At 37.3% G+C, this 25,584-nt stretch carries 23 protein-coding genes and 1 tRNA gene; 17 read left to right on the top strand and 7 right to left on the bottom strand.

What is annotated here, in order from left to right; genetic code table 11:
- Positions 1-10: 10 nt before the first annotated feature.
- The 4 genes from phsC to ABN236_RS10645 form a co-directional block, all read right to left on the bottom strand.
- Positions 11-790, bottom strand: a complete 780-nt coding sequence (gene phsC, locus ABN236_RS10660; RefSeq protein ID WP_311755044.1) for a thiosulfate reductase cytochrome B subunit — start codon at positions 788-790, stop codon at positions 11-13.
- Entirely contained in the window at positions 787-1,365 is a 579-nt protein-coding gene (locus ABN236_RS10655; RefSeq protein ID WP_023581663.1) for a 4Fe-4S dicluster domain-containing protein, read from the bottom strand. The genes phsC and ABN236_RS10655 overlap by 4 nt, the downstream gene beginning before the upstream one ends.
- Positions 1,366-1,379: 14 nt before the next feature.
- On the bottom strand, positions 1,380-3,659 hold the full coding sequence (gene phsA, locus ABN236_RS10650; protein ID WP_349473941.1) for a thiosulfate reductase PhsA: 2,280 nt from the start codon (positions 3,657-3,659) through the stop codon (positions 1,380-1,382).
- Positions 3,660-4,538: 879 nt separating this feature from the next.
- Entirely contained in the window at positions 4,539-5,342 is an 804-nt protein-coding gene (locus ABN236_RS10645) for a sulfite exporter TauE/SafE family protein (RefSeq protein WP_349473940.1), read from the bottom strand.
- A gap of 104 nt (positions 5,343-5,446) precedes the next feature.
- Between ABN236_RS10645 and ABN236_RS10640 the strand changes: the two genes are divergently transcribed.
- From ABN236_RS10640 to mlaA, 6 genes are all read left to right on the top strand, one after another.
- The gene (locus tag ABN236_RS10640) at positions 5,447-6,223 is read left to right on the top strand and encodes an AraC family transcriptional regulator (protein ID WP_194950848.1); all 777 of its coding nucleotides are present in this window, start codon (positions 5,447-5,449) and stop codon (positions 6,221-6,223) included.
- Positions 6,224-6,418: 195 nt separating this feature from the next.
- Positions 6,419-6,493 (top strand) — tRNA-Arg (locus ABN236_RS10635).
- Between the two features lie 216 nt (positions 6,494-6,709).
- Positions 6,710-7,189 (top strand): fused DSP-PTPase phosphatase/NAD kinase-like protein, encoded by a 480-nt coding sequence (locus ABN236_RS10630; protein ID WP_311755041.1) that lies wholly within the window; start codon positions 6,710-6,712, stop codon positions 7,187-7,189.
- 91 nt (positions 7,190-7,280) lie between these two features.
- Complete coding sequence (locus ABN236_RS10625) at positions 7,281-7,529, top strand: GDCCVxC domain-containing (seleno)protein (RefSeq protein ID WP_349473939.1); 249 nt, start codon at positions 7,281-7,283, stop codon at positions 7,527-7,529.
- A gap of 289 nt (positions 7,530-7,818) precedes the next feature.
- Entirely contained in the window at positions 7,819-8,715 is an 897-nt protein-coding gene (locus ABN236_RS10620) for an AAA family ATPase (protein WP_349473938.1), read from the top strand.
- Positions 8,716-8,922: 207 nt separating this feature from the next.
- Entirely contained in the window at positions 8,923-9,663 is a 741-nt protein-coding gene (gene mlaA / locus ABN236_RS10615) for a phospholipid-binding lipoprotein MlaA (RefSeq protein ID WP_075670556.1), read from the top strand.
- Between the two features lie 84 nt (positions 9,664-9,747).
- On the opposite strand, the gene fadL is transcribed toward mlaA, so the two are convergent.
- Positions 9,748-11,058 (bottom strand): long-chain fatty acid transporter FadL, encoded by a 1,311-nt coding sequence (gene fadL / locus ABN236_RS10610; protein ID WP_349473937.1) that lies wholly within the window; start codon positions 11,056-11,058, stop codon positions 9,748-9,750.
- Positions 11,059-11,403: 345 nt separating this feature from the next.
- Here fadL and ABN236_RS10605 point away from each other — a divergent pair, with 345 nt between their 5' ends.
- From ABN236_RS10605 to sixA, 4 genes are all read left to right on the top strand, one after another.
- Entirely contained in the window at positions 11,404-11,700 is a 297-nt protein-coding gene (locus tag ABN236_RS10605) for a YfcZ/YiiS family protein (protein WP_006533378.1), read from the top strand.
- Between the two features lie 234 nt (positions 11,701-11,934).
- Positions 11,935-13,239, top strand: a complete 1,305-nt coding sequence (gene fadI, locus ABN236_RS10600) for an acetyl-CoA C-acyltransferase FadI (protein ID WP_088495089.1) — start codon at positions 11,935-11,937, stop codon at positions 13,237-13,239.
- Positions 13,239-15,398, top strand: a complete 2,160-nt coding sequence (gene fadJ, locus ABN236_RS10595; protein WP_502929625.1) for a fatty acid oxidation complex subunit alpha FadJ — start codon at positions 13,239-13,241, stop codon at positions 15,396-15,398. Before fadI ends, fadJ begins: the two co-directional genes overlap by 1 nt.
- A gap of 388 nt (positions 15,399-15,786) precedes the next feature.
- Positions 15,787-16,260 carry a phosphohistidine phosphatase SixA gene (sixA, locus tag ABN236_RS10590; RefSeq protein WP_088495091.1) on the top strand — a complete coding sequence of 158 codons (474 nt, stop codon included), beginning with the start codon at positions 15,787-15,789 and terminating at the stop codon, positions 16,258-16,260.
- An 88-nt stretch (positions 16,261-16,348) separates the two neighbouring features.
- Here the strand turns inward: sixA and smrB are convergent, their stop codons facing one another.
- Entirely contained in the window at positions 16,349-16,891 is a 543-nt protein-coding gene (smrB, locus tag ABN236_RS10585) for an endonuclease SmrB (RefSeq protein WP_075670570.1), read from the bottom strand.
- Between the two features lie 590 nt (positions 16,892-17,481).
- Between smrB and prmB the strand changes: the two genes are divergently transcribed.
- The 7 genes from prmB to ABN236_RS10550 all read left to right on the top strand — a co-directional run bounded on the left by prmB (position 17,482) and on the right by ABN236_RS10550 (position 23,434).
- Positions 17,482-18,414 carry a 50S ribosomal protein L3 N(5)-glutamine methyltransferase gene (gene prmB / locus ABN236_RS10580; protein ID WP_161711361.1) on the top strand — a complete coding sequence of 311 codons (933 nt, stop codon included), beginning with the start codon at positions 17,482-17,484 and terminating at the stop codon, positions 18,412-18,414.
- An 84-nt stretch (positions 18,415-18,498) separates the two neighbouring features.
- A complete protein-coding gene (gene aroC, locus ABN236_RS10575; RefSeq protein ID WP_151435599.1) occupies positions 18,499-19,584 on the top strand; it encodes a chorismate synthase in 1,086 nt (361 codons plus the stop codon).
- A gap of 169 nt (positions 19,585-19,753) precedes the next feature.
- Positions 19,754-20,554, top strand: coding sequence for a sulfite exporter TauE/SafE family protein (locus tag ABN236_RS10570; RefSeq protein ID WP_194950842.1), 801 nt, complete (start codon positions 19,754-19,756; stop codon positions 20,552-20,554).
- A 17-nt stretch (positions 20,555-20,571) separates the two neighbouring features.
- Positions 20,572-21,126 (top strand): elongation factor P hydroxylase, encoded by a 555-nt coding sequence (locus ABN236_RS10565; protein WP_088495095.1) that lies wholly within the window; start codon positions 20,572-20,574, stop codon positions 21,124-21,126.
- Positions 21,127-21,279: 153 nt separating this feature from the next.
- Positions 21,280-21,552, top strand: coding sequence for a YfcL family protein (locus ABN236_RS10560; protein ID WP_006533359.1), 273 nt, complete (start codon positions 21,280-21,282; stop codon positions 21,550-21,552).
- Positions 21,553-21,880: 328 nt separating this feature from the next.
- Positions 21,881-22,777 (top strand): cupin domain-containing protein, encoded by an 897-nt coding sequence (locus ABN236_RS10555; protein WP_311755035.1) that lies wholly within the window; start codon positions 21,881-21,883, stop codon positions 22,775-22,777.
- A 108-nt stretch (positions 22,778-22,885) separates the two neighbouring features.
- Positions 22,886-23,434, top strand: a complete 549-nt coding sequence (locus tag ABN236_RS10550; protein WP_349473936.1) for a GNAT family N-acetyltransferase — start codon at positions 22,886-22,888, stop codon at positions 23,432-23,434.
- An 87-nt stretch (positions 23,435-23,521) separates the two neighbouring features.
- Here the strand turns inward: ABN236_RS10550 and mnmC are convergent, their stop codons facing one another.
- Positions 23,522-25,570: a bifunctional tRNA (5-methylaminomethyl-2-thiouridine)(34)-methyltransferase MnmC2/FAD-dependent 5-carboxymethylaminomethyl-2-thiouridine(34) oxidoreductase MnmC1 gene (gene mnmC, locus ABN236_RS10545; RefSeq protein WP_349473935.1), complete on the bottom strand. Its 2,049-nt coding sequence runs from the start codon at positions 25,568-25,570 to the stop codon at positions 23,522-23,524.
- Between the last annotated feature and the right edge of the window lie 14 nt (positions 25,571-25,584).

Raw genomic sequence — 25,584 nt, 5'->3', positions numbered from 1 at the left:
GCTTGAGAAATTAATGCTCTGTTTTTTCTGCTACTGAACTATGCTCATCATGTTTTTGGTGACGATGATGACCATCGATCATACTGCGGAATGTTTGAGTAAAAGTATCACCCAGTGTACATAAGTAGAAATGTGCACAAATAAACATTAATGCCACGATCCCTAATACTAAGTGTGCTTTTAGCATCCAATAGCCTTCACCAAGTACTTCAGGATATAAACATAATAATCCAGTAATCAGTAATAGCGGCACTAAACCAAACATCACACCTAAGTAAGCGAGTTGTTGAAGAGGGTTAAACTTGTCAGTTTCAGTTGCTGCAAAAGGGTGTGGCTCGCCTTTCATTATGCCATAAAGATAAAAGCGAGCTTGTTTGATGCAACGACCAATTAGTCCACTGAATCGTACTTTGTAATGGACGCCATTACTGGTTGTTAGATTGATAAGAATAAAACCAATCCAAAACGCAATCAGCACAAAGCCACAGATCTTATGTAATAGCACCATTGAAGTGACATTACCGATAGAGAAGTGCCCTAAAAATCCACTCAATAGTAATAGGATAAACAGTAAAGCATTACCCCAGTGCCAAAAACGAATTGCTTTAGAGTATAAATAAACGCGTTCTTCTTCATAATGACCGGAATGTTTTGGTGCTAGGGCATAGCGTAGTAGGCCATGAATAACTAATACTGCTATCATAGCAACGATTAATAAACCGGCTGCCATTAACCATACAGGCCAATAATCTGGCGTATAATGGAGTTCTGCTCCCCAGATACTAGTCATGCTTTATCTCCCTGATGGATTTCTTTACGACGGAATAAACTTGGTTTTCCGACATTATCTAATTGATATTGATAAACGGATTTTTGTTTGATCCAAGCCTGAATTTCAGGTGAGTCAATACGACCAAAAGCAAGCGCATCTGTTGGGCATACTGATACACATGCAGGTAACTCACCCTCAGCTAATCGAGTATCAGAGCAGAAGTTACATTTATCTGCGATATGCGTCATTGGGTTGATATAACGAACATGGTAAGGGCAAGCACCAACACAGTAATCACAGCCGATACACAGCTCTTTTTTCACCTGAACGATACCATTCTCATCAATAAAAGAAGCGCCAGTAGGGCAAACAGAAACACAAGGCGCATCTTCACAATGTTGGCAAGAAACACGGAAAAATTGGTAATGTGGATTACCCGCTTCGTCGTCATGAGGACCTTGAATTTGGACTTGAAGTCGGCTAAATCCTTCAGGAATGTCATTGATGACTTTACACGCAACAGTACAAGCTTGGCAGCCGATACAACGCTTCTCATCATGTAACATGACAAATTGTTTATCATTATTGTTCATCGTTATTTTTTCCCTTAAGCCCGACTAATTCTGACACCTGATGTATGTACATCAGTACCTGATACAGGACTAATTTCATGAGGTAATAAGTTGCCACAGTGAACGCCTGTTGTAGTCGCTGCTGTTCTCGCACCTGCTTTTGCACCTGATCCCATATAAACAAATACGGTGTCAGGGCGAATGCCTTCTGTTATCAAAGCATGTGCTTTTTCTTTGCCTATACTGTTTTCTAGAATGATTTCATCACCATGTTTAATTCCATGGTTTTTAGCTGTTTCAGGATGAAGCCAAACAGGGTTTTCCCACATTAATTCAGCTAATAACGGTACATATTGTGTTGCACCATTAGTATGAACGGCGACTTTACCTTGGATAAAATAAAGCTCGTCTTTTTCTTTTAATGGGAAGTTGTGGAAGCGTGGAATACCGTAGTTTTCTAAACGGCTTTCTAATTCTTCAGAGTAGATTTCAATTAAACCACTTGGGGATTTAAATGAGAGGGCTTTTTCCATTGTATTGTTGCTATCAACATGCTTAATTGCATCTGGATATTGCTCAACAAAGGCTTTTACATAAGAAGGTTCGCGTAATAATAGTGGAACACCATAAGAGATATAGCCTTTTTTATGCATCTCTTTATAAAGCTCTTCGCTACCATTAACTTGATAAAGCTGTCTTACTCCCATGTTTTCCCAAGGGAAACAGGCTTCTAATCCTAATGCTTTACCTAATTCCATCCAAATTAACCAACTTGGTTTAGTATCACCAATAGGTTCGACAATTTGTTGGCGTAATGCATAAGCTGGGTTTAAACCTGAAACGTCAGCAACTTCTTCATCACGTTCTAAATAAGTACATTCAGGTAAAAGGTAATCGGCATAAGCAGCACTTTCACTTAAATAAACATCACAACTAACAATTAAGTCTAATTTTTGTGCGGCTTTTTCTAGCTCAGGGCGGCAACTGACTGTTTGGAATGGGTTATGACGAGACATAATCCATGCTTTTGTTTGATACGGTACACCTTCTAATGTTGAATCAATAATTGACTGAACAATCCCTCCACCTTTATTGATGTATTTAAATTGAGGTGCTGTGGCATCAATGCGTTTTGCGGTAATTTCAGGCATCCCTTTAACGCTAGGTTTTGCTAATTCAGGCGCAACATTAATACCTGCTAATTTATTGTATTTTGCTGCTGCTTTTTTCTGATACATGCCGCCTTCACGTTCAATGTTGCCGAGTAACGCATTGAAGGTGAAGATCATTCTGCGCATATTAATTTCTTCTTTATTAAAGGTTGCGCGGTGACCAGGCATGATCAGTGCGTGAGGTGCTTTTGCTGCAATCTCACGAGCAATACGAACAATATCTTTAGCTGGAACATCAGAATGTGCTTGAGCCCATTCAGGTGTTGTATCTTGTAGAACTTCTTTTAATTGTGGTAAACCAACAGTAAATTTCTCAACGAAATCTTTATCGTAGAGATCTTCTTTAATTAAGATATGGCACATAGCCATTAGAACAGGCAAATCCCCACCAGGGCGGATCGCGAACCACTCATCTGCTTTACTTGAAACAACAGACAAACGAGGATCAAAACTGACGAGTTTTGCACCGCGCTCTTGCGCTGTCATCAGTTCATGTGTTTCGGCGACTTCAATACCTTCATAAAGGTTATGACCAAAAGAGAGAATATATTTAGCATTCGCTAAATCCATTGCAAGATCACCACCCATCATAACGGATGCGGCAATGGCTTTACCTGCTGGGCAAGTGGTTGCGTGTGTAAACGTATTTGGAGAGCCAAATGCGGCTGCTAAATGGAAAAGGTGAGAAGAGAGTGAACCTGATTTAGATGAAAAAGAGATACTCTCTGCACCATAATTTTGTTTTATGGTGTTCATCTTTTCTGCAATTTCTTTATAAGCTTGTTCCCAGCTTATCACTTCCCATTCGCCAGCACCTCTAGGGCCTTTGTGTTTCATGGGTTTGACAATCCGGTTTGGATCATTAACTAGGCTAACACCACTTCCGCCTCTTGCACAAACTCGGCTACTTTGGTGTTCAGCATTTCTATTTCCTTGGATAAAGACGGTCTTGTTGTTAACAACCTGAGCTTCTATCGGACAACGATAAGAACACATTTCACACAGGCTAGGTGTTAATTTTGACTGACCCTTAAGAGAATCTACAGGATTAAATGCAAGAGCACCGGGTGGTAAACTACTCACGGTACAACCCACACATCCTATCCCCATCCCCTTAATGAAAGAACGACGACTAATACTCATATAACCTCCAGTTTCTTCTTATAGCTAAATATTATATACGGACGGTTAAATAAATATTTGACGGCGTCTCCATTTTATTAATCCATAAGTGATGGGTTAGTTGTAAATAATAAATAATAGAGAATAAGAAGTTAATAAATGTCACTAAATAAATTAACTAAAATAGACAAAATTAAATGATAATTATTTTCTTCTATTGAATACTATTATAAAAGTATGGAGAACGAAACGGGGATTTTAAGGTATAGAGCAGTTGTAGATAGTTCTTTTAAATTCACTGACTTATGTCATCAATCTGTTTTATTAAAGTGTATTTAAAATGTATGATTAATAATAATTAAAATTTGACAAAAAAGCCTATCGATATATAATTATTTATATATCGAAATGACATTATATTGTAATTAATTTGTTATTTAAAAATCAGAATAAATAATACTTTTGATGCTATTAAAATCCAGTTTCTTCTTAAATTATCTTCTTATGAAAAATAGCTAACTTATTATTTTGATGATAAATACAAATAAAATAGAAAAATAAACAGGTAATTTTTAGTACAAAAAACATTCATCGAAACGTGATCAGACTGATACTAAACATAAGACAATTTATAAATTATTGTTCATTATGTTTAAATATTAATTAATGATATTAATCGTTATGGAACTGTATCGTGATTGTCAAAAAGAGGCGTTCTTTTGTTTTATGTGTCTTAATAGCATTAACGTTAAGTGAAGGCGCGTAGGAAAAAGATGAGGTGAATGTTAAAAAAATGGCGACTCTTTTGAATACTCAAAGTCACCATTTTATGTGTAGTTGTTATTGTTTTTTCGTTTTTCGTTGTCTTGGTATCTTCTATTTCTATATAGAAGAAAGGATTTAAAACAACATGACAATTAAAACAAGACTCAGTAACAGAGGATAAACTCTTGCGTGCCATTTATCAGGAATACGAGATAAAAAACGTTCAGAGATCTTCAAGCCAACCCAAGTACTACAAATCAGAATAAATGCAGCTTTTAGCCAAATATAACCAATAAAACCAGATTCATTATTTAAAGGTGACGTAAAAGAAAGGGCGACATAAGTAAATGTTGCCGTGAGAGCTAAAGGTAAGGTTAATGCATTTGCCATTGCTGCTGATTGTGCCATGGGTGTTCCTCTACGGCGCAATAAAGGTACTGTCATGACGCTTCCACCAACGCCTAGAAAAGCAGCGATAATACCAATCACTGTGCCATTAACCGTTTCTCTTGCTTTAGTTACTTTTTTTGAATTGTGAGTAGGAGCCATAAAACCGGGGCGAAAATAGCAGTCTAAAATAGTGATAAAAAGGTAACCAATAAAGATCCATTTGATCCACGTACCTTCAACTGTTAATGTGAGAAGAGCGCCTAAGATCCCGCCAAAAGCGATACCCATAAACAAAATAGACATGATATTCCAATCAAGCCTTTTGGCTTTATGATGTTTAATAGTTGTGACTGTTGCAGAAAACAACATAATTAATGCAGAAGTAGCAACTGCGATTTGCATAGCATGTTCGGCAGGTAAACTGTCTATTCCCCAAAGTGTCAGAATAAGTGTATAGAGTAAGGGAACCGTGACAAAGCCACCGCCAAAGCCAAATAACCATGTTGTGATGCCTGAAATTAAACCAAAAGAAACCAGCCAGAGTGTCATTTCAAATCTCCTGTTGAGTCAGGAGATTAACAATATAGAATAAAGTGATGGCTTACCCACGCGATAATGACAAGTTTATACGAATTTAGGACAATTTAAATATTATGCGTAATATCGATATCAACAATGTGGATAATCTTCCTCGCGATATTTTGGCATTAGGCTCTGATTATCCTTATGACACATTACTTGAAGCTCATCATCACCGACGAGCGCAATTTTTATATGCTCCTAATGGAGTAATGAAAGTTAAAACAGAAGATGGTCAATGGATTGTATTACCTTACAGTGGTGTGTGGATCCCTGCAGAAAAGGTACATCAAGTACTAATGTTGGGTAGTAGTACTTATAGCCTTTATATTGAGCCGAATAAGATTCCTCGCCATTCAGAATATTGTGAGGTTTTACAAGTTTCGCCTTTGCTTCATCAGCTATTACTTTCAGCCAATGAACTTCCTTTACTTTATGATTTAGGCGGACGAGATAGCGCATTATTGACGTTACTTTGTCATGAATTAGCTCAAGCTAAACCATTACCTTATTTTACGCCATTACCGCAACATGCTTTATTAGATGAATTGTGTACTGAATTTATGTCACAACCTAATATTCGCACGACGCCAGAAATGTGGGCTGAAAAATTAAACAAGAGTTTACGTACTTTTACTCGTCTTTTTCATAAGGAGACAGGACTTTCTTTTCGAGATTGGCGTCAAAAAGCGTGTTTAATGTATGCATTAACCGCTTTAAAGAAAGGCGATTCAGTCACTGAAGTTGCTTTAGAATTGGGTTATGAAAATCCAAGCGCTTTTAGTGCAATGTTTAATAAAGAGATGGGATATTCACCGAAATTGTTTTTAAAGCAATTGAAAGAGTTTTAATAAAACAGACATATATAAGAATAAACATAATCAGTGATGATGATATTTATCAGATGCTTTTTAAGTCAAATTAGATTGTTCAAAAAAGAAACAAAAAAATTCCTTCCAATATCAGTGCGTTAAAACTTGATTAATAGAGAGTGAGGGGGGTAAAATATAGCTCGTCCATAAGTCATACTTGATTTTCCTACGTATGTTCCCTTAGTTAAATGGATATAACAAGCCCCTCCTAAGGGCTAGTTACAGGTTCGATTCCTGTAGGGAACGCCATCTATTACCCAATTCTGTAAATTTAGAAATTATTCCTAGAGCAGAGTTTATCAATTCACGCTATTATCGCTATTGTTTTGCTTCCTCATTCAATAACCAAGAATAAATTTAGGTTTTTATATGGACATAAAATCAATTAATAATATTCGATATTTAAAGTTTTTATTTATTGCTTATTTTTTTCTGCTGATGGGGTGTAACTCTAGACCTACAGATATGCTTGTACCCCCTGAAAATTTTTATCAAGTTTCAGAAAAAGTTTATCGTTCAGGACAACCGACACCCGGTGAAATGAAATGGTTAGAAGCTCAAGGTATCAAGACAATTATTAACTTACGTGAATATCATAGTGATAGTGATGATGTAAAAGGTACGCAATTAGAAACTTTTCACGTAAAAATGAATGCGGGTAGAATTACTGATAAGGACGTTATTGAGGTATTACGTAAAATAAATAGCACATCTGATCCTGTGTTAGTGCATTGTTGGCATGGCAGTGATCGCACAGGGACTGTTATAGCAATGTATCGGCTAATATTTGAGAATTGGACAAAAGAACAGGCAATTGCTGAATTAAGAAAAAAAGAGTACGGCTATCACGAACTCTTTTTTCCTAATATTGTTCAATACTTAGAAGAAGTTAATATTTCCGCAATAAAACAGCAAGTCTTTAATCAGCAAGTTACAGATAAATAAACAATTTATTGATTTAATACGCTATTGAAGAAATGGAAATAACGTATGCTAAATAACAAAGATGATGTTTATAAATTTATGTGGAAATAAAATGTCAAACAATCAGATTAACTTGATGTCAGAAATCACTTGCCCGCATTGTCATACGAAAAAAATGGAAATAATGCCAACGGATGCTTGCCAATGGTTTTATGAGTGCACACATTGTCATACCCTATTAAAACCCCTTGAAGGAGACTGTTGTGTATTTTGTTCTTATGGAACAGTACCTTGCCCACCAATTCAAGAGGCGAAATTATCAGAGAAAACATCATGTTGCTGCCAACATAAGAGCAAATAATTATTTATCTATAACAGTTAAATAAAACAGTTTTATATTCAAAGGGAAATTAAACATTAATTAATTTATTGCTTTGATTTTAAAAATATATTCTTGTTTAAAAAATAAATTACTGCTAGATTTTATTTAGTCTATTTATAAGGTTTATTTTTATGTCATATTTTACAACCTCTCCAGCAATTATTATTACCATCACTTAGTGGTGGGGATTGGTTGTATTATGAACCCGCCAGATAAGCGGGTTTTTTTATTTTAAACTCCTTATCTGGTACAAAGATAAGGAAAAAAAATGTTTACTCCAGAAGAAGTTGATCAACATACCCAGTCGCTAACGCAACTAATTGCAAATGCAGACCAAGCTATCACTGACGAAAATTTTGAGTATCTAATGAATTTTTATACTGAAAATGGCACGTTGGTAGTTAAAGATGATTTGTATGTTTCTGGTAAGCCTTCACTAAAAAAAGCATTTATGGCGATCGCTGGATTTTTTAATCACTCATTACAAGTCTCTCAAGGAAAAGTAAAAGTTATTTTTGGTGAAGATTGTGCGCTTGTTTTAGCACAAACACTTTTAAGTGCAAATATGCCAAATGAAGGAAAGTTTAATACAATAAGAGAAGCCACTTATGTTTTTAAACTTATCAATGACCAATGGCTTTGTGTTATCGATAACTCTTATGGTACTGATTTATTAAAATCATCTTCTGATGCTCGTTTACATTTTTTCTGTGGAAAAATTGCTTCTGGTAAATCAACGTTAGCAAAATCATTTGCTAAATCACCCAGAACGGTATTAATCAATGAAGATGAATGGCTATCGCGGCTTTACCCAAATCAAATAAAGACAGTAGCTGACTATATTGAAAAAAGTGAGTTAGTGAAGAGTGTATTAAGCGAACATATTGCAGTTCTTCTTAAAGCTGGAAATACCGTTATTATGGATTTTCCGGCGAATACACCGAAGCAGCGACAATGGCTAAAATCATTAGCGGATAATACAGGGATGCCTTATTTATTCCATGTTTTGAAAGTAGAAAGTGCTGAGTGTAAAAAACGATTATCTTTACGTAATCAATCAGATGAGAACCCGTTTAAAACCACAGAAGTAGAGTTTGATTTTATTACACAGCATTTTTCGTACCCTGCCTCAGAAGAGCGATTAGTGATAAAAGAATATAATTAAATAACCTCATGTATTTAAATATTAGCCCATAGCATTGGGCTAATATTTTAAATCAGCTCAATAAGATAATCACAAAAACCGAATTATCTTATAAGATCAAAACCTAATAAAAGTACCACTTATCATGCATTGACAGTATTATGTGTAGAGTTTATGAATATGCGAACTATGATGCTGTCCATCATAAGATAATTAGCGGAGAACATTATGAAGTATCGCCTGTGCGGTGTTGCTCTTTCAGTCGCCTTACTTTCAGGATGTGCAAGTACCCCTAATAATGGGGAGGGGCGCTCTGACCCATTGGAAGGGTTCAACCGCCAGATGTTTGATTTTAACTACTATGTTTTAGATCCCTATATCTTACGCCCTGTTGCGGTTGTTTGGCGTGATTATGTGCCACCACCAGCAAGAAATGGCTTATCTAACTTTTTAGGTAACTTAGAAGAGCCTGCAAGTATGGTGAATAGTGTGTTGCGTGGTGACTTTGAGAAAGGTGCGAAACACTTTGGTCGTTTCTGGATTAATACCGTTTTTGGTATGGGTGGCTTAATAGATGTCGCTGGTATGTCTAAAGAAACGATGGAAAAAGAAGTCCCAATGCGATTTGGTAGCACGTTAGGTCATTATGGTATGGATTACGGCCCTTATGTGGTTGTACCGGGCTATGGTAGTTTTACTGTCCGTGAAGAGGGCGGTGACTGGGCTGACTTAACGTATCCTATGCTGAGTTATTTAACGTTTTGGATGTCAGCAGGTAAGTGGGCATTAGAGGGAATTGAAACACGGGCACAATTGCTCGATTCAGATGCGATTTTACAAAACTCTTCTGATCCATACTTAATGATGCGTGAAGCTTATTTCCAGCGTAACGATTTCCAAGCAGATGGCACTGTAAAAGAAAATCCTAATGCGAAAGCCATTGAAGATGACTTAGATTCTATCGATTAGTTTATTATCTTTGTTAGCTTGATGAATAAATAAAAAATGGTCTTAAAAAAAGACCATTTTTTGTATAAAAAGCACCGTGAAAAATTAGAAACGGTAGTTAAAGTTCATACCGTATAACCATGCTTTACCTGATGATTCAAACTCATAAGCAGGTAATGGTAAATCTTCAGATAATTTCTCTTTGATGGTGACTTTTTTACCGTGCATATACGCTAAGCCGACATCAACAGACATATCTTTGTTAAATGCATAAGTTGCACCCGCACTTAACCAGAAACGGTCTTGGTCTGGAATAGAGATTGAGCGTTTATCAGCAGGGACTGGGCTATCATCGAAGGCAATACCAGTACGGAATGTCCAGTTATCATCGTGATAATAGGTCGTTCCTAATGCAACACGCCATGCATCACGGAAGCCTTCTTCTTTCTTGAATAGTTGCTGACCATCACTCTTACGTGTGGCTCTTAACTCTTCAAATGCGCTCCAACTTGTATAAGCGAAGTTATAGTGAACTGCCCATTTTGGTGCTACACGATGATAAGCTGCAAACTCCCAAATTTCAGGTAGGTTAAGGTCAAGTTTACCTTTAATGGTTTCACCGTTGGTGCCAATAATGCCCATCGCATCAAGTGCTGGCAGTGGTGGTAGATCATTTTGGTATTCACCATCTTTAAATTTCACTTTAACTTTAGAACGGTAAGTAAAGCTTACACGGTTACCTTCGTCGAATTCATATAATAAACCCGCGTTCCAGCCAAAGCCCCAAGCATCACCTTTAAGTTGAGCAACTCGTGCTGAAGGTGGCACAGGAAGGCCAAGCATTCCAGGTAGTTCACCAGCATGGCGTGTAATTTCGGCATCAGCATAAAGGGCATTTAAGCCTAAACCGACACTAAATTGGTTATTTACTCGATAACCTGCACTTAAGTTTAAGTTCATGGTTTTTAAGTCAGTTTTACCGCCGATAATACCAGCCGCATAATCCTTTTTAAAATCGGTCGCTAAACCAAAGTTTGTTGTACCTGATGCACCAATCGCCCATTTATCATTAATAGGGGCAACAAAGTGGATATTAGGGACTAATGCACTTGGTGCGATATCACCAGCATTAGTGCTAGCATGAGCACCAATAGGTGATTTACCTTTAATATCGACACTCGGATTAATATGGATAGCACCGACAGAAATCTCAGGGCGATCGAACATGGTAAGAGCTGCTGGGTTACGGCTACCTACGCTTGCGTCATCGGCGATGACGCCTTCCCCTGAAAATGCACGCCCTAGTGCTGAAGTAGAATATTCATTTAACTGAAAACCGGCAGCGCCTGCTTGAGAGGAAATTGCTCCTACAATGGCAGCTAGTGCTGTGCGAGTAAACAGGTTTTTACGGTTCATGACCTAAACCCTCATAATTTTTTTAAGTTAGTAACTTCTGATTAGAAGCGCTGGATTTTAGGTGCGGTTGTCGTTATGACAAATCAGACCAGTTGATTAAGTATAAAGTTGATTACCCTAAATGTTGCAAGTATGTTTTACAAATATTGCCATTTAGATTCAATAATTGAGATTTAGTTAACATATTTTTCACAAAATATGCCAATAAAGATGTTTTTGATTGTTAAATAAACAGAATAATCAATTATTTTTGTAAAATTGTAATAAAATTTGAGCTAAAGCAGTTTATTTTATTTTTTTGCGATTATGATAGATAATTAACATTTCTTTCGTTGGGAGACTAAAATGGCAGACGCAATTAATCGTTGTAGTGCAGAAGAAACCGCTGCTTGCTGTTGTGTAGATGTGGGTACTATTATTGACAATAAGAATTGCACAGCGTCATATCAGCATGTCTTCGCTGATAAAGTACAAGCGCAAGCAATGTTAGATCAACTTAGTGCAAAAGCACAATCTATCGCTTCAGAGCCTTGCAAAATCAATCAACAATTTGCTGATGTTGATGGTGGTGTTCAACTTACTGCTGATTTTACATTCTCTTGTGAAGCAGAAAACCTAATTTTCCAGTTAGGATTACGTTAATCCTCTGAAATTAATAGATTTAAGGCTGTTGAAATTCAACAGCCTTTTTTATATCCCTTGAGCACCCCATTCTCTTTTCTATCACTATTGTTAAGTTTCAGACATTTCATCGAAATATTGAGCGCTAACTCCCACTTCTCGTAAAATGACGTTTCTGAAAAGTGAAATTTTTGTTAACACTATTGTCAGGTCAGACCTCTTTGGTGTTAGGAAATCATTTTGTCAGGAGCCGTTATGAAGTCATCAACGAACAGTGCTATGAAAGATCGCATCGCTATTGTCAGCGGGCTACGCTTACCTTTTGCTAAACAAGCGACTGCGTATCGAGGAATACCTGCGGTTGAATTAGGGCGTTCAGTGGTTCAAGAATTAGTGACTCGCAATGAAATTCCTCCCGAAATTATTGATCAACTTGTTTTCGGTCAAGTGGTTCAAATGCCAGAAGCACCTAACATTGCCAGAGAAATTGTACTCGGCGCAGGATTAAGTGTAAAAACTGATGCTTACAGTGTAACAAGAGCATGTGCAACAAGCTTTCAGGCGATTGCTAATATTGCTGAAAGCATGATGGCAGGACATGTTTCTGTCGGTATTGCTGGTGGTGCAGACTCTTCTTCAGTTTTGCCTATTGGTGTTAGTAAAAAGCTTGCAGATGTTCTATTAAGCCTTAATAAGGCCAAATCATTAGGTCAGAGATTAAGCTATTTAAGCCAATTACGATTTCGTGACCTTCTTCCTGTGGCACCCGCAGTTGCTGAATATTCAACAGGGTTACGTATGGGTGATACTGCGGAACAAATGGCAAAGACTTACCATATTTCAAGAACAGCTCAAGATGAATTAGCGCATCGCTCTCATCAATTAGCAACGAAAGCATGGGATATGGGTAAATTAAATGATGAAGTTATGACGGCGTTTTTCCCGCCTTACAAAGAAGGCTTTCATCAAGATAACAATATTCGTAAAAACTCCGTTCTTGATTCTTATGCCAAACTCAAACCTGCCTTTGATCGTCGCCATGGCAGTGTCACTGCTGCAAACAGTACGCCATTAACCGATGGCGCAGCGGCTGTATTAATGATGAAAGAATCTGTTGCTAAAAGCTTAGGCTATCAACCTCTTGGTTATCTACGTAGTTATGCTTTTACAGCGACCGATGTTTGGAAAGATATGTTATTGGGACCATCATATGCCACGCCACTTGCGCTTTCTCGCGCTGGTCTTGCATTGAGTGATTTAACGTTAATTGATATGCATGAAGCTTTTGCCGCACAAACATTAAGTAATTTAACACTATTTGCCAGTGAGCGGTTTGCTAAAGAACAATTAGGCTTATCCAAGGCGATTGGAGAAGTGGATATGGATAAATTTAATGTGCTAGGCGGTTCTATTGCTTATGGGCATCCATTTGCAGCGACTGGCGCAAGAATGGTCACACAGACACTACATGAGCTTAAACGTCGAGGCGGAGGGTTTGGGTTAACCACTGCTTGTGCGGCTGGTGGATTAGGTGCAGCGATGATTTTGGAGGTGGAATAATGGAACAACAACAAACAACACTAGAAAAATCATCTGTTTTTCAATTCTCAGTTCGTAATGACAAAGTGGGCGTTATCACTATTGATGTTATTGGTGAAAAAGTAAATACGCTAAAAGCTGAGTTTGTGCAGCAGTTTCAAGATGTTTTAAGGCAAGCTCAGCAACACTCTGGTGTAAAAGGATTGATTATCACTTCAGGTAAAACAGACAGTTTTATTGCGGGTGCGGATATCTCCATGATTGCGGGTTGTAAAACCAAAGAAGAAGCGAGTGCATTAGCCAAAGCGGGGCAGGATCTTTTTACGCAACTTGAAAACTACCCATTGCCGGTTGTGGCTGCTATTAATGGTGCGTGCCTTGGTGGAGGGCTTGAATTAGCTTTAGCCTGTCATGGGCGAATTTGTTCTGATAATAGCAAAACGCGTTTAGGACTTCCTGAAGTACAACTTGGATTACTGCCGGGCTCTGGCGGAACTCAACGTTTACCTCGTCTTATTGGTGTGACATCTGCATTAGATATGATCTTAACGGGTAGACAAATTAATGCGAAACGAGCCTTAAAATTAGGTCTTGTAAACGATGTTGTTTCACAAGATATTCTATTAGAAGTTGCTGCTAAATGGATTTTATCGGGTAAAAAAGAGCAGAAAAAGCATTCGGCAATGGATCGTTTTTGGGCAAACACAACTTTAGGTAGAAATATATTGTTTGGGCAAGCAAAAAAACGCACATTAGCCAAGACAAAAGGCCACTATCCTGCAGCAGAGCGTATTCTTCATGTGATTGAACGAGGCCTTGAGAAAGATATTCAAACAGGTTTTAAAGAAGAGGCAAATGCGTTTGGTGAGCTAGCGATGACACCCGTTTCGTCTGCATTAAGGCATCTCTTCTTTGCTTCTACCGCACTTAAAAATGAAACAGGATCTTCGGAAAAACCAGATAGTTTGCACCATATTGGTATTTTAGGCGGTGGGCTAATGGGGGGAGGTATTGCCTTTGTCACGGCGACAAAAGGTAATTTACCAGCAAGAATTAAGGATATTAGTGATAAAGGGATTGCTCAGGCACTTAATTATAGTTGGAAAGCGCTTTCAGCCAAAGTGAGCAAAAAAAGGTTATCTCCACGCGAACGTCAACGTCAAATGGGGCTGCTCTCGGGTTCACTGGATTACAGCGGTTTTCATCAATCAAATATTATTGTTGAAGCGGTTTTTGAAGATCTGGCTTTAAAACAGAAGATGGTTGCAGATATCGAAGAAGTAGGGAAAGGTAAAATTATTTTTGCTTCAAATACCTCTTCACTTCCTATTCATAAAATTGCAGAAACAGCAAAATATCCAGAAAAAGTGATCGGGCTTCACTATTTTAGCCCAGTAGAAAAAATGCCTTTGGTTGAAGTTATTCCGCATGAAAATACCGATGAAAAAACCATTGCTACAACGGTAGCTTTTGCGAAAAAGCAGGGCAAGGTTGCAATAGTTGTTGGTGATAAACCGGGATTCTATGTCAACCGTATTCTTGCTCCTTATATCAGTGAAGCATTGACATGCTTAGTACAAGGGGAACCTATTGAGAATATTGATAAAGCACTTGTTCAGTTTGGTTTTCCCGTAGGGCCTATTCAGTTATTGGATGAAGTGGGTATCGATATTGGCACAAAAATAACACCAATATTAGTGAATGCATTTGGAGAAAGATTTGCCTCTCCTCCTGCTGTGGATGCCATTATTGCTGATGATAGAAAAGGTCGTAAAAATGGGCGAGGTTTTTATCTTTATGTAAAACATGCATTACCTTTCTCATTGAGTAAAAATAAAAAACAGCCTGATCCGGCTATATATCGGTTATTACAAATTAAACCTAAAAACCAATTATCTTCCTCTGAAATTACGGAGCGTTGTTTATTATTAATGTTAAATGAGGCCGTTCGTTGTTTAGATGAAAATATTATAAAGCAACCACGAGATGGTGATATTGGCGCTGTATTTGGTATCGGTTTTCCTCCTTTTTTCGGTGGTCCATTCCGTTATATGGACAGTATGGGAACAACAAAAGTGGCAGAGAAGCTCAATCAACTTGCCGATAGGTATGGAGAGAAATATCGCCCTTGTGAGCGTTTAGTTGAAATGGCTAAACGAAATGAACGTTTTTACGATTAACATCATCACTTTACCATTGCTTTTTCCTTTTGTGACATTTGTTTTGATTGAGGCGCTTATGCGCCTTTTTTCTTGTACTTTTTGCGTCAGATTAATAATTGGTGAATTTTTAATGGAAAAAGAGGTCGAAAGTGTTAATCATAGCCAGATATGGCAAAATAGTTATTTGAAAATAAATTTAAAAACGAAGTTTTTTAAAATAAAATTCTGAAAATAATGTTGATTTGTAAACCAACGGCATGATCTTAAAAAGATTAATAATGCTATTGCAATTAAGGTATTGAAGATTTTTATATGGGGATATATTGATTTAAACTGAATTAAATTAAGTATCTTAAAACTGTAAATACCAGTAATTACAAAAATAAAATAGGTTTGATAATTTACTATGCAAATTTTTATTATGCGCCACGGAGAAGCAGCTCTTGATGCTGCCAGCGATGCACTAAGACCACTGACTGAACGTGGAAAAAGTGAATCAATAAAAATGGCTGAATGGATGATAAAGCAAGGACATATAATTGATTATGTTTTAGTCAGCCCTTATTTGCGTGCTCAACAGACATTGGATGCAGTAAAAGTAGATTTAGCGCTACCTAATAAAATAGAAACAGATGATGGACTTATCCCTGGAGGTAATCCTTCACATGTTGCACATTACTTACGTGCCTTGGGTGATACAGGATATAAAAATATTCTTGTTATTTCTCACTTACCTTTAGTTGGTTATGTTGTCGCTGAACTCTGTCCTGCGGTATGTGCTCCTATGTTTTCAACATCAACCATTGCCTGTGTTGATTTTGATTTATCAAAAGGTGCAGGGGAATTGCTATGGCAAGTGTCACCCTCAACATTGAAATAAAATTTAAATCAACTAACTAAGTAAATAATTAACACCTTATTTCACCCGATAGGTGATTTAAGGGTTAATGCAATAGAATTTTTGAGGTTTAGCGACGAGCAATATCGTCGTTTTCCACGAGTACTAATAATGCGGCATCACCTCCCCATTCTTTAGGAGCTTGATGAAAAGCAATTACATCGGGGTGTTGTGCTAACCAAAGAGGTGTCTGTTGCTTTAAAATATGTTTGCCATGTCCGTGCATAATACAGGCACAATAAACATGTTCTCGTCTACATGCTGCAATCAATGCGCCAATCTCTTGTTTTGCAATTAACTGTGTTAATCCGTGTAAATCTAGAAAAAATTCAGGTACATAATCACCACGACGTAGCTTTTTTAATTCATAAGCATTAGCGCCTTCTCTTAAATAGCGCATTGGGCCTTCTGTAGCTAAATTAGGCTGAAATTCATCTGAAAAATAATAAGAGGCATCAACTTGCTCTTGTTGCAGACGTTCAGGCGCGTAATGTGTCACTTTTTTACGTTTTGGCGAATGAAGTATTTTATCTTGAGGTAATTTTTTAGTGCCTTTTATCATCTCCTGAAACAACTCAATTTCAGAAGGCGGTAATGAAAATTTTTTATTCATTTTTTACGATTCTTCATAGTGTTACTGTCTTTATAAGGCAATAGTACATGAAATAGCGTCAGAGATAAAAAAGTATAGGCCATAAATTTAGCATAAAAAAAGGCAGGGAATTTACCCTGCCGAAATAGTCACATAGTTAGCAAATATAGGCTGGTTAACAAGTTGCCCTACTCATAATATCTGTGGAACATAAAACGTTGTTATATCTTCAGGTTGCGATAAAAAACGATAAAAAGATATTTAAATAGTCTTTAAAATTAGTTATTTGCTTTCAAGTGACTACATATTAAATGAAAAACATCTATAGGCGCATTTTGGTACACAGTTAATTCTTTCATGCTCTAAGTATGGTTCAATTCCATTAACTTGCTAATAAAAGTTAAATTAAAAGTATAAAATGCCAATCTTTGTTTGTGAATAGATCATAAATTTTGCTTTTGACTATATGATTGAAGTTTAAAACCGCAATAAGAGTGTGGTTATAGTAAAAGTAATAATAGCGTAATGATGTTTTTTTATGGTTTCCCGCTGATTTATCGCTATCTTCATGGCAAACTACAGACTTTCTATTTCTTCAGAGGACAACAGTTTTGGATATAACACTAAAAGAGGAAGCGGTTGCTGATCTAAGCACGATCCTAGATATGTTACGTTGGGCTATGAGTCAGTTTAATTCATCTGATATTTACTATGGTCATGGCACAGATAACGCGTGGGATGAAGCATTACAGCTGGTATTACCGACGATTGCGCTTCCTTTAGATATTCCAGATGCACTGTTATCAACCAAGTTAACAACTTCTGAAAAGATGGAAATTATTACGCTGATCGAAAGCCGTATTGAGCAGAAAATCCCAGTTCCTTATTTAACGCATAGCGCTTGGTTCTGTGGCCACGAATTTTATGTCGATGAACGTGTTCTTATCCCTCGCTCTCCTATTGGTGAATTAATCAATAATCATTTTGATGGTTTAATTCAGCAAGAGCCAGCACGCATTCTCGACTTATGCACTGGAAGTGGCTGTATTGCTATTGCTTGTGCTCATGAATTTGAAGATGCTGAAGTCGATGCGGTTGATATTTCTGAAGATGCACTGGAAGTGGCTGAATTTAATATTGAAAATCATGGTTTAGTGCATCGTGTTTATCCAATGCAGTCCGATTTATTTAATGCCATTGTTCCAACACCATACGATATTATTGTGACAAATCCGCCGTATGTCGATGTTGAAGATATGGGCGATTTACCTGATGAATACCAAGTTGAACCTGAATTAGCATTAGCTTCGGGTATTGATGGTCTTGATATCACAAGACAAATTTTACTAAAAGCCCCTGAATATCTGAGTGAAAAAGGTATTTTGGTGTGTGAAGTGGGGAATAGTATGGTTCATCTTATTGAGCAATTCCCTGAAGTTCCATTTACATGGCTTGAGTTTGAAAATGGTGGACTCGGTGTCTTTATGCTGACTCGTGAACAGCTCGTCGAATATTCAGCGTGTTTTTCTACTGATAAACGTTGATGTAACAGCAATGAGACGGTAGATTGTTATTTATTGCAAATAACATATTGATAACATCACACAGTAAAAGATAGGAATAAAGGGATGGCAGGAAACAGTATCGGACAATTATTCAGAGTCACGACTTTCGGTGAGTCTCATGGTATTGCATTAGGTTGCATTGTTGATGGTGTACCGCCTGGATTACCTTTAACAGAAGCCGATTTACAAGTTGATTTAGATAGACGTAGACCTGGAACTTCGCGTTATACCACTCAGCGCCGTGAACCTGATCAAGTTCGCATTTTATCAGGTGTATTTAATGGTGTCACAACAGGGACAAGCATTGGTTTACTGATTGAAAACACTGATCAGCGTTCTCAAGATTACAGTGAAATCAAAGATGTTTTTCGTCCTGGTCATGCTGATTATACCTACGAGCAAAAATATGGTTTGCGTGATTATCGTGGCGGTGGGCGCTCTTCTGCACGAGAAACGGCAATGCGTGTTGCTGCTGGTGCAATCGCAAAAAAATACCTAAAAGAGAAAATGGGTATTGAAGTAAAAGGCTATCTTTCTCAGTTAGGCCCAATTACTTGTGATCTTGTTGATTGGTCTATCGTTGAAACCAACCCATTTTTCTGTCCAGATCCTTCTCGTTTAGAAGCACTTGATGAATATATGCGTGCGCTTAAAAAAGAAGGTAACTCGATTGGTGCAAAAGTGACCGTGGTTGCAGAAGGTGTGCCAGCAGGATTTGGTGAGCCGGTTTTTGACAGACTAGATGCAGATTTAGCACATGCATTAATGAGTATCAATGCTGTTAAAGGAATTGAAATTGGTGATGGTTTTGGTGTTGTAACCTTAAAAGGCACTGAAAATAGAGATGAAATCACTAAAAATGGTTTTACTAGCAATCATGCAGGTGGCATTTTAGGTGGGATTAGCAGCGGTCAGCCAATCGTTGCACATATTGCTTTAAAACCAACATCGAGCATTACTATTGCAGGTAAAACAATTAATCGTGATGGTGAAGAAGTCGATATGATAACCAAAGGTCGTCATGATCCTTGTGTAGGAATACGCGCTATTCCTATTGCAGAAGCAATGATGGCAATTGTTTTGCTCGATCATGCATTGCGCCAACGTGGTCAATGTGGTGATGTTGTACCTCCGTTAATGCAATGGTAATCATTCTACGTCAATAACGTGGTCGATAAACTGTTGTAAGTTTGATGTTAGCTTTAAAGGTGTGAGCGCCTAATTTTATTATGCTCAGATCGTGTTGCTGTGGTTTTTTTAAAATAAATGAGATAAACACAGCAACACGTCCTTCATTCCTAATAATTCGGATAGATAAATGGATTGGCTCTTTTCAGATGGCATCTACCTTCTTCTCTTCTTTGTTGCTTTAATTGCAGGTTTTATTGATTCAATAGCGGGTGGCGGTGGGTTAATCACCATTCCAGCTTTGTTATCAGCAGGCATTCCTCCCGTTCAAGCTCTCGCAACAAATAAATTGCAATCAGTGGGTGGCTCGTTTTCGGCTACGCTTTATTTTATACGTCGAAAGGTTATTGATTTAAAAGCGCAACGATTTGCAATTTTAATGACTTTTATTGGTGCAGTTTCTGGTGCCATGTTAGTGCAGTTTATTAATCCTGAAATTCTTAAACAAGCGCTTCCTATTCTTACCATCGCCATTGGTCTCTATTTTCTTCTCACTCCATCAATAGGTGCTCAAGATAGTAAGCAACGTATTGGTTACTATACTTTTGGGGCAATATTAGGGGGTGGTGTCGGTTTTTATGATGGTATTTTTGGACCGGGTACAGGTTCTTTTTTCGCTTTAGGTTATGTCATGTTACTTGGATATAATCTTTCAAAAGCGACCGCTCATGCTAAATTGCTTAACTTCACCTCTAATTTTGGCTCTTTACTGTTTTTTATTATTGGTGGGCAGGTTATTTGGACTATAGGTTTAGTTATGCTTTGTGGGCAATTTATTGGTGCTCGTTTAGGTGCAGGCTTAGTATTAACAAAAGGGCAAAAATTAATAAGACCTATGCTGGTCATTATCTCCTTTTTGATGAGCATCAAACTCATTCATGACAATCATGGCGATACTATTACACTTTGGTTTTCTGCACTTTTTAATTAGGAATAGATGGTTTTTAAATGTCAGCACATCATTATCAACAGTTAATTGATATCTTTAATCAATGTTTTAGCGAAAGTTTCCAAACCCGTTTAGTTAAAGGGGATGATGAGCCGATTTATTTGCCTGCAAATGAAGAGACACCTTATCACCAAATCATTTTTGCTCATGGTTTTTATGCCAGTGCATTACATGAAATATCACATTGGTGTATTGCTGGAGAGGCTCGTCGCCAACAAGTTGATTATGGTTACTGGTATTGTCCAGATGGACGAGATGAAACCACTCAAGGGCAGTTTGAAGTTGTAGAAATCAAACCTCAAGCATTAGATTGGTTATTTTGCCAAGCTGCTGGTTATCCTTTTAATGTCAGCTGTGACAATTTAGAAGGTAACTTTGAACCTGACCGTTATGAATTTAGAAATAAAGTTAGAGAACAAGTACTCGCTTATTTACGAGATAAAAACACGCCACCTCGTGCACAGCTATTTATTAATGCGTTACATTTGTTTTACAATACCCCAGAGCTAACCGAAGAGATGTTTCCGTATCAGGAAAATCCTTTGGTTAATTAAGGATTGCGAGAATAACTATCGCCTATCCACTGTGAAGGTTTTACCCAATAGGGTGGAGTCTGAAGTAGTAAGGTTGCTAGAACACATGTATTTATATCCTGTTAATATGGGGTAAATATAAAAGGTAGCAACATTATATATTGAGGATAAATAATGCTTTCTGAGTATGAAGCGTACTTATTAGATAAAATTGATAGCCGTGTTGAACATGCCACTGATGATGAATTATTTGCAGGCGGATATTTACAAGGCCATATTACACTGGCTATTGCTGAACTCGAGCAAGAAAATAACACACAGTTAGAAGCGTTAAGAGCGCGTGTAGAAGAGAGCATTCAAAAGGCAATAAAAGCAGGTGAGCTTTCACCACCTGATCAAGCGTTAGTTTTATCTACTTGGCATGATTTAGTTAACTCAATTAATTAATTCTGCATGTCTATTAAGAGAACAACCGGCATAAATCGGTTGTTTTTTTCTTTCTTAATATCTTATTAAAATCACAGCCTCTAAGTTATATTTAAGATATTTACTGTTGAATTAGATTGGTTTTTATACAAAAATTGATCCTTACTATTTATCAATTGTTTTTATTTGATTTTTCAAAGTCGATGTATCTCTCATTGATTAAGCATAATAGTGCTATCTTTTGTAACTCCTTGCCATTTCTGTAAAATTACTTTTAAATGTTTTTTAGGAATGTTTCTCGGGATGCAAATGATTTGCATAGAATATTTATGATAAGGATAACGATACGATGAAAAATTTCTTTAAAATAGGCCTACTGACTAGCGCAGTTTTATTTTTATCTGCTTGTGACCAATTCGATTTAGATAATAAAAAAAATAAGTTTTATTACAGTAATCCAAGCGAAAAAGTCATTAGTTTTAGCGTCGATGGTAAAGAATATCAGGTTGAACCGGGTAAAAATGGTTATATAACGCTGTCACCTGGTGAGCATAGTTTAAAAGATAATGCCGGTAATGATGCTAGATTTATGGTTTATGACCAGAATAATGGTGGCATACTAAATCCTGATAATTTTATGTATTACACCCTTTCAGAAGTTTATGCAGTAAAGGGAAAAACAGATCAATTTAAACCTGTCGATCACCCCGTTATTATTAATGGCTATGAATTTGAACTGCCAGTGCGTAGCACTAATGCCACATTAATCGATGGTAATATTTTTCAGTGTACTTATGCCTTAGGCGAACCATTTCCTAATGAAATTCGTACTCGAAATAAAAATAATGATGGTGGCATAAAAAATAAATGCTTTGATAAACCTGAATTTATTAAATATATTTCAGCAGAATACAACAAAGACTTAGAGCCGTTTACTCAAGAAGATGAATATCACGATTCTGTTAATCTTGATTTAGACTATATGTTGCCGACAGCAGAATTTACTGATCCTGATATTCAAGCTGAAGCAGAAGAGCTTGTTTCATTATTAAATCAAATTCAAGAAAGTGAAGATCCGAAGATCCATAACACACTAAAAGATAAACTTCATAAGGCGACACTTGCTGTTGTTCGCGCTTATAGTAACCGTGTGGTGAAGGATTCAGTAGAAGACAACATGTACTATAATCGTTTTATTATAGAGACTCAGAAGTTCCAATCTTACGGTATATTACCTAAAGATTAACGACTTAAAAATAAGAAGCCATTTTAGTATTAACATAAGCCATCCAACAGGATGGCTTTTTAATAAATTAAGCATAAAAGTATAAAAACACCTGAGCTGGAAAAAGAAATGACAACAACACAAAACAAAATAAAAAATAACGATATTACGATCCATCAAACACAAATCGATGATGCCACTAAATTGCCTGCTATTGAGCAATCAGCAGGACAGCTCTTTAGTACGTTAGAAGACTTACGTTGGATAAGTGAAGGTGGCGTACAAAGTGTTGAAAAACATTTAGTGTTTATTCATCAGCAAGGGCATTGGGTAGCAGTTAATAGTGATAACGAGCCTGTTGGTTTTATTATGACGACAGCTTTACCTGAAAGCTTATTTATCCATGAACTTTCAGTGAGCCAAGATTGGCAAAATAGAGGGATTGGTAAGTTACTTATTCAAAAAGTAAAAGATGAAGCAAAAGCACATAAATTTGACTCTGTTACGCTGACAACATTTCGCCATGTTCCTTGGAATGCACCGTACTATCAGCGTTTAGGTTTTTCTATTTTACCAGAAAACGAAATTCCTTATTCTTTGCAAAAAATCTTAGATGATGAAGTTGAAAGCGGCGGCTTTTTAAAGGAAACGCGCTGTGCAATGAAGCTTGAGATTTAGCTTCTCTTTGGATGTGATGATCTCGGATATAACAGCGAGATAATCAAAAAGTAAAAAATAAGCAACCGAGGTCGGTTGCTTATACATTTATTTCACTTCAATCGGCTTCCCACGCAGTAATGGTCTTACCCAAAAACGATTAGGGTGTAAGGCATTCAACACATTATCTTCAACCGGAAAAGGTTCATCAAAAATTTGGCTTGCAAGAATTTCGGCTGACAAAGGCGCTGAACATAATCCACGAGAGCCTAATGCACTGATAATATAAAGTTGAGGATAAGCAGGAGCTAAAGCTGGCGTTTGTCTTCTGCGTTTAAATCTATCTAAATGCGTATATGCTACTCGCAATTTTTCAAAATCAGGTACTTCGCCTAATAACGGTAGGTGATCACGTATAGTGCAACGAATACCTATTCGCGCTTCGTTTCGGCTAAAATCGACTTCTTTAACCCAAAGCGCTTTTGCTAAACACTGTGTAAGATGAGCTTGGTTATTTTCTTGCTCTTGTATCGAGACTGCTAGATCTAATCGATCGCGGCGAAAGCTTGCTCCCACACAATGCAAATTATCTTGGTTGCCAACGGGGGTAAAATAGCCATCATAACAAAGCACAGTTTTTAGTTTTGATAATGTCTTTGTTGTTGGAATATGGCTAACTTGCCCTCTAACTGCGCTAATAGGTAATTTTGCACTTTGAGTAAAGTCTGTAATTCGATGTCCATTTGCCAAAATAACGCAATCATATTGTGACTGAAATTGTGTTGTACTTTCTCCATCGTGATGAACAACCTCTAAGCGCCAAGACGCTTCTTGTACACTTATTTGAGTAACTTGATGATTAAATCGCAACGTTAACCCTAATTGTTCAGCGTATTTTAATGTATTGATTGTAAGCTCAGTCGGTGAAAGCCAGCCCGCTTGTGGGTAAAACAAAGCATCATAATTAACGTCCAATCCGCTGAGTTTATTGACTTCGTCTTTATCGAGGTAACGTGCTATTTGAGTAAAGGGTATGGAATTATCGATAATTCTCTGTGCTTTTTTACGAATTTTTTCGTTATAAATAATTTGTGCAACGCCAGACCATTGATGTGAAAAAGGAATTCCTGCTTTACTTAGGTTGTCATAAGTGCGATGAGCAAATAGAAATGCGGTTGTAAAAAATTGTTCTAGTTCATCGGATTTGCCATTGAGTAAAGGATATAACACACCTTGTCGATTACCTGAGGCATTAGTTGCAGGTTGTCCATCTTCACAATACAAGGTGACATTGGCACCTCTTCTTAGGCAGGAAAGCGCGGCAAATGTGCTGGCAATGCCACCGCCTATAATTGCAATGTTCTGTGCTTTGGTTGCACTTGGTCTTGCATAGTAAGGGAGAAATTCAGGAGAGGGAGGATGTGGGAAAATACCTGTCAGCATCTCTCTTTTTTGACCAAATCCTTTGATTTTATTTATCTCAAAACCAACACTTTGCAAACCTCGTTTGACAATTCCTGCGGCGGTAAACGTTGCAAATGTGCCGTTTTCCCGCATTGAATTAGCCATCGATTGAAAGAGAATTTCACTCCACATTTGTGGGTTTTTAGAAGGCGCAAAACCATCTAAGAACCATGCATCGACTTTATTATGTAGTGCTTGGCGAGTTTGGGGTAACAAGATATTGATATCACCAAACCATAAATCCAGTGTAATTGCCCCATCAGCAAGAATAATGCGATGGCAACCCGCAATGGCTAATGGCCATTGAGCACAAAGCGATTGTGAATATTTTTCGAGTTCAGGCCAATGGCAGTGTGCCGATTGTAAGTCACTTTTTGTAAGAGGGAATTTCTCGAAACTAACATAATGAAGACGTTTTAAACGAGAGTCAGGGGATGTTTGCCTAAATTGCTCGAAAGCTTGCCACAGTGTTAAAAAATTAAGCCCAGTACCAAATCCTGTTTCTGCGATAACACATTCAGAGCGTACATGTGTACCAAAACGTGATGGAAAATGATTTCCATGTAAGAACACATGTCGAGTTTCTTCTAGACCGTCTTGGTTTGAAAAGTAAATATCGCCAAATTGTTCAGAGATAGGCGTACCAAGTTCATTCCAACTTAAAGACGCAGTATTTATCGGGCTATTATTCACGGAACTGCCTGTAT

The sequence above is a fragment of the Proteus sp. fly-1013 genome, assembly GCF_040140245.1.
GTDB classification, from domain to species: Bacteria; Pseudomonadota; Gammaproteobacteria; order Enterobacterales; family Enterobacteriaceae; genus Proteus; species Proteus mirabilis_B.
The sequence above is the reverse complement of the archived record's forward strand: the minus strand, read 5'-3'. Positions and strand labels throughout refer to the sequence as shown.

Bases quoted from the DNA above. Each gene is read 5' to 3' on its own strand.
- phsC (WP_311755044.1), bottom strand. From the start codon at position 790: ATGACTAGTATCTGGGGAGCAGAACTCCATTATACGCCAGATTATTGG.
- ABN236_RS10655 (WP_023581663.1), bottom strand. From the start codon at position 1,365: ATGAACAATAATGATAAACAATTTGTCATGTTACATGATGAGAAGCGT.
- phsA (WP_349473941.1), bottom strand. From the start codon at position 3,659: ATGAGTATTAGTCGTCGTTCTTTCATTAAGGGGATGGGGATAGGATGT.
- ABN236_RS10645 (WP_349473940.1), bottom strand. From the start codon at position 5,342: ATGACACTCTGGCTGGTTTCTTTTGGTTTAATTTCAGGCATCACAACA.
- ABN236_RS10640 (WP_194950848.1), top strand. From the start codon at position 5,447: ATGCGTAATATCGATATCAACAATGTGGATAATCTTCCTCGCGATATT.
- ABN236_RS10630 (WP_311755041.1), top strand. From the start codon at position 6,710: ATGCTTGTACCCCCTGAAAATTTTTATCAAGTTTCAGAAAAAGTTTAT.
- ABN236_RS10625 (WP_349473939.1), top strand. From the start codon at position 7,281: ATGTCAAACAATCAGATTAACTTGATGTCAGAAATCACTTGCCCGCAT.
- ABN236_RS10620 (WP_349473938.1), top strand. From the start codon at position 7,819: ATGTTTACTCCAGAAGAAGTTGATCAACATACCCAGTCGCTAACGCAA.
- mlaA (WP_075670556.1), top strand. From the start codon at position 8,923: ATGAAGTATCGCCTGTGCGGTGTTGCTCTTTCAGTCGCCTTACTTTCA.
- fadL (WP_349473937.1), bottom strand. From the start codon at position 11,058: ATGAACCGTAAAAACCTGTTTACTCGCACAGCACTAGCTGCCATTGTA.
- ABN236_RS10605 (WP_006533378.1), top strand. From the start codon at position 11,404: ATGGCAGACGCAATTAATCGTTGTAGTGCAGAAGAAACCGCTGCTTGC.
- fadI (WP_088495089.1), top strand. From the start codon at position 11,935: ATGAAGTCATCAACGAACAGTGCTATGAAAGATCGCATCGCTATTGTC.
- fadJ (WP_502929625.1), top strand. From the start codon at position 13,239: ATGGAACAACAACAAACAACACTAGAAAAATCATCTGTTTTTCAATTC.
- sixA (WP_088495091.1), top strand. From the start codon at position 15,787: ATGCAAATTTTTATTATGCGCCACGGAGAAGCAGCTCTTGATGCTGCC.
- smrB (WP_075670570.1), bottom strand. From the start codon at position 16,891: ATGAATAAAAAATTTTCATTACCGCCTTCTGAAATTGAGTTGTTTCAG.
- aroC (WP_151435599.1), top strand. From the start codon at position 18,499: ATGGCAGGAAACAGTATCGGACAATTATTCAGAGTCACGACTTTCGGT.
- ABN236_RS10570 (WP_194950842.1), top strand. From the start codon at position 19,754: ATGGATTGGCTCTTTTCAGATGGCATCTACCTTCTTCTCTTCTTTGTT.
- ABN236_RS10565 (WP_088495095.1), top strand. From the start codon at position 20,572: ATGTCAGCACATCATTATCAACAGTTAATTGATATCTTTAATCAATGT.
- ABN236_RS10560 (WP_006533359.1), top strand. From the start codon at position 21,280: ATGCTTTCTGAGTATGAAGCGTACTTATTAGATAAAATTGATAGCCGT.
- ABN236_RS10555 (WP_311755035.1), top strand. From the start codon at position 21,881: ATGAAAAATTTCTTTAAAATAGGCCTACTGACTAGCGCAGTTTTATTT.
- ABN236_RS10550 (WP_349473936.1), top strand. From the start codon at position 22,886: ATGACAACAACACAAAACAAAATAAAAAATAACGATATTACGATCCAT.